The sequence below is a fragment of the Nonomuraea basaltis genome (genome assembly GCF_005893125.1).
Taxonomy (GTDB): Bacteria; Actinomycetota; Actinomycetes; order Streptosporangiales; family Streptosporangiaceae; genus Nonomuraea; species Nonomuraea basaltis.
Map to the genome: position 1 here is coordinate 1 of NZ_VCJS01000453.1, position 3,743 is coordinate 3,743.

A 3,743-nucleotide genomic window follows, 5' to 3' on the forward strand; every position below is an offset into this window, starting at 1 on the left:
CCTCCCGCCCCGCCCAGCCGACGCCGCCACCCTGGCCGACTACCTCAGGACGTACGCCAAGGCGGGAGCGGCGGAATTCCACCTGTACCACGCGGGCCTGGCCTCCCGCGAACGCCTGACCGCACTCTCCGAGGCCCTCCGCCACATCACCTGATCCGAAAGCGGAGGGCAACCCGCCCAGGACAGCGAGGACCGACGCCGGCACATCCCCGATCGCGGCACCAACCGCTCCCATCAACCGCCGCCACAGAAACCCCGAAAACGCGGTCCGCGGGGGTACGCACCCAGCTAGGTCACCATCGCCAGCCATTCCAGGTGCGCACCCCCGAACGGCCCTTTCCTCTCCCCGACCGCATCGAGCAGCCACCGCGCAGTGCCCTCCGCCTGCGCGATCAACTCGGGCGGATAACCGAGCAGCACCTGATGCTCGGCGAACTCGTCCTCGTCATCGAGGATGAGCCGCCCATCCCGCATCCGGATGACGTCGAGATCGAGATCCAGCATGGTCACCTCACCATCCCGCCACTCCGGAACAGTGGTGACGTCGACGTAGACCTCACTCCGTTTCGGCAGCGAGTCGAACGAAGCCGTCCACCAGGCATCCCGGGGAAACAACATGATCACGGCCGTCTTCCACGTGACAGGCGGCCCTTCCCCTTTGCGAGCAACCGTCCCACCAGGCACTCCCACCCAGACGCCGTGCTCGTCCTCACCGAGGATCCGGCCGGGATGATTCCAGTGCAGCGCCCCGCCGTACTTCCGATACACAATCCGCACGTCGCTCATACAATGATCCCTAGCCACCCTCAACTACATCGGACGGGAATCCGCCCCTCCACGTCAACCCGCAGCAGAAACAAGCCCACTCTCATACGCGGTGATGACGAGCTGCGCCCGATCCCGGGCCTCCAGCTTGGCCAGCAATCGGGTGATATGCGTCTTCACCGTCGCCATACTCACCTGAAGGTAATCGGCTATCTCACCGTTGGACAGCCCTCGCGCGATCAGCGTCAGCACTTCACTCTCCCGGTCCGTCACCCCGTCCAGCCCTCGCACCCGCGGCACAACGGGAGTACGCGTGAACTGCTCGATCAACCTGCGCGTAACCGTAGGAGCCAGCAACGCCTCCCCACCCGCGACCACCCGAATGGCGCTCAGCAAATCGGCAGGCGGCGTGTCCTTGAGCAAGAACCCACTGGCCCCCGCCCTCAGCGCGTCATACACATAGACGTCCAGGTCGAACATGGTCACAACGAGCACCCGAGAAACATCCCTTATCCGCCGAGTAGCCTCAATCCCATCCATCTCGGGCATGCGCACGTCCATCAGCACGACGTCCGGCCGCTGCTCCAGCGCAACGGACACGGCTTCCACCCCGGTCGCCGCCTCGCCCACCACGGTCAGATCGGGCTCCGAGTCGACCAGCAGCTTGAAACTCCCCCTGAGCAATGCCTGATCGTCGGCGACGACCACCCTGATCACGAAACCTCCCCGAAGGGCAACCGCGCGAAGACACGAAACCCCCGCCCAGGAAGGCTTCCAGCCTCGAACACCCCGCCGTACATCATGACCCGCTCCCGCATCCCGATCAGGCCATGTCCGGCCCCACCCGAAGGCAACGTGCGCCTCCCTGAGCCGTCATCGGTCACCTCGATCCGTACCTCCCTCCCATCAGCGGTAACGGACACGCGGCAACGAGCAGGCGAGGCATGTTTCACGACGTTGGTGAGCGCCTCCTGCACGATGCGATAAACCGACAATTCCACACCTTCAGGCAACCACAACCCCCCGGAAGCCCCACGTTCTTGAGACCCGCCGCCGTCTCCCTCTCCCTCTCCGATCCGGAGCTTGAACTGCACCTCCACCCCCGCCAATCGAGCCTGCTGCACCAAGCCCTCCAGCCCCGTGAGCCCGGGCGCGGGCACGAGGTCGGGCACCTCGGCAGACCTCAGCACGCCGAGCAGATGGCGCATCTCGACCAGCGCGCTTCGGCTCACGGTCTCGATCACGCGCAGAGCATCGTGCGCCTCCTCCGGCCTCGTCGCCATCACATGGTTGGCGACGCCCGCCTTGACCGCGATCAGCCCAACGCTGTGCGTGACCACGTCGTGCAGTTCACGGGCCAGGCGTAACCGCTCCTCCGTCACCGCCTGCGCCGCCAGCCGCTCGGCATCACGCGCCGCGTACAGCCTTCGCTCGTACACGGCCCGCCCGATCGTCCAGGCGCTGCCCAGCGCCGCGATTCCCATAAGCGGCTGATCGAGGTGCAACATCCACCCGGGAGCGCCCTGTTGCGGCGTACCTGCCACGGCCAGTCCCAAGATGGTGACCAGACTCAACGTTCCTATGGCCGATGCCGGCAGCGCGGCACCGGCCCTGTCGGTCAAGGCGACCACGTAGAGCGCGTACGCAGGTGCGAAGTAAGGAAACTCGACGGAGCCGATCACCCCGGCGAAGATGGCGAGCACCAGCGTGACCAAGAAGACGGGCAGCGGCCACACTCTCCGCAGAGCCAGCGGCAAGCTCAACCCGAACGGGAGGGCGATCCTCACCCAAGGCGGCAGCCCGGTCGCGTTGACCGCTGATGTGAAGAACACGAAGGCGACGACCATTCCCGCCACCAGATCAAGCAAGATCAGCTGGCTACGGCTCAGGCGCCTGGCGAAGAAGGGGTGGGTGTCGTCCACGCGTTGAACCGTACCCGCTGCCCCTGCCTCTCCACGTCAACCCACGGTCTGACCTCAAAATTCGAACCCTGGTCCGACGCGCCGCCCACCCTCCGCACCGCATCCTTTACGGCGTGATCGAACTCCAACGCCTCACCAAGCGCTACGGCGACACACTCGCCGTGGACGATCTGTCCTTCAAGGTCGAGCCGGGCCACGTGACCGGCTTCCTCGGCCCCAACGGCGCGGGAAAATCCACCACGATGCGCCTGCTCCTCGGCCTCGACCTTCCCACCTCCGGCCAGGCACTGGTCAACGGCCGCCACTACACATCGCTCAGCAAGCCCATGCACGAAGTGGGCGCGCTGCTGGACGCGGGCGCCGTCCACGGCGGCCGCAGCGCCTACAACCACTTGCTCGCCCTGGCCCGCACCAACGGCATCAGCCCCACGCGGGTGGCCAAGGTGCTGGAGCAGGTCGGACTGTCAGGCGTCGCGCGCAAGCGCGTGGGCGGCTTCTCGCTCGGCATGAAACAGCGGTTAGGGATCGCCGCCGCACTGCTCGGCGACCCCGGCGTGCTCATGTTCGACGAGCCGGTCAACGGCCTGGACCCCGACGGGGTGCGCTGGATCCGCGACCTCATGCGCACACTGGCCGCCGAGGGCAGGACGATCCTCCTCTCCAGCCACCTGATGAGCGAAATGGCCCTCACCGCCGAGCGCATCATCATCGTCGGCCGCGGCAAGCTGATCATCGAAGCCACCGTCGCCGAGCTGACCGCACGGTACCCAACGCTTGAAGACGCCTACATCGCCCTGACAGCCGACAGCGTCCAGTACGGAGCCGCCCGATCAACTTATCGACGCCGAACATCCAGCGTCTAACGCTCCCCGGCCTGAAGGCCGGGCTTGCCCGCCGTGGACGGCTGTGCGCCGTGGGCGGGTGGGCCTTGTTTGACCAGCCCGAGCCATCACCGGCAAGGAGGTGCATCCTTGATGGCTACGTTTCACGCAGGACAGCAGACCCACCGTGCCGTGCTTCCTCAGCGGCACGCTCTGGAACCTGTCTTCGCAGACA

3 protein-coding genes and 1 pseudogene are annotated in these 3,743 nt (G+C 66.3%); 1 reads left to right on the forward strand and 3 read right to left on the reverse strand.

The annotated features are described in order from the left end of the window. Nucleotides 1–288: 288 nt before the first annotated feature. Genes EJK15_RS68145 through EJK15_RS68155 form a run of 3 tightly spaced genes read right to left on the reverse strand, consistent with a single transcriptional unit; the run spans nucleotide 289 to nucleotide 2,687 of the window. Nucleotides 289–786 (reverse strand): DUF402 domain-containing protein, encoded by a 498-nt coding sequence (locus EJK15_RS68145; protein WP_138720748.1) that lies wholly within the window; start codon nucleotides 784–786, stop codon nucleotides 289–291. 54 nt (nucleotides 787–840) lie between these two features. Next, a complete protein-coding gene (locus EJK15_RS68150; protein ID WP_138720749.1) occupies nucleotides 841–1,482 on the reverse strand; it encodes a response regulator in 642 nt (213 codons plus the stop codon). Further along, nucleotides 1,479–2,687, reverse strand: a complete 1,209-nt coding sequence (locus EJK15_RS68155; protein WP_138720750.1) for a sensor histidine kinase — start codon at nucleotides 2,685–2,687, stop codon at nucleotides 1,479–1,481. Before EJK15_RS68155 ends, EJK15_RS68150 begins: the two co-directional genes overlap by 4 nt. A gap of 113 nt (nucleotides 2,688–2,800) precedes the next feature. Between EJK15_RS68155 and EJK15_RS68160 the strand changes: the two are divergent. After that, nucleotides 2,801–3,454, forward strand: a pseudogene (locus tag EJK15_RS68160) (ABC transporter ATP-binding protein); the annotation flags it as partial. Between the last annotated feature and the right edge of the window lie 289 nt (nucleotides 3,455–3,743).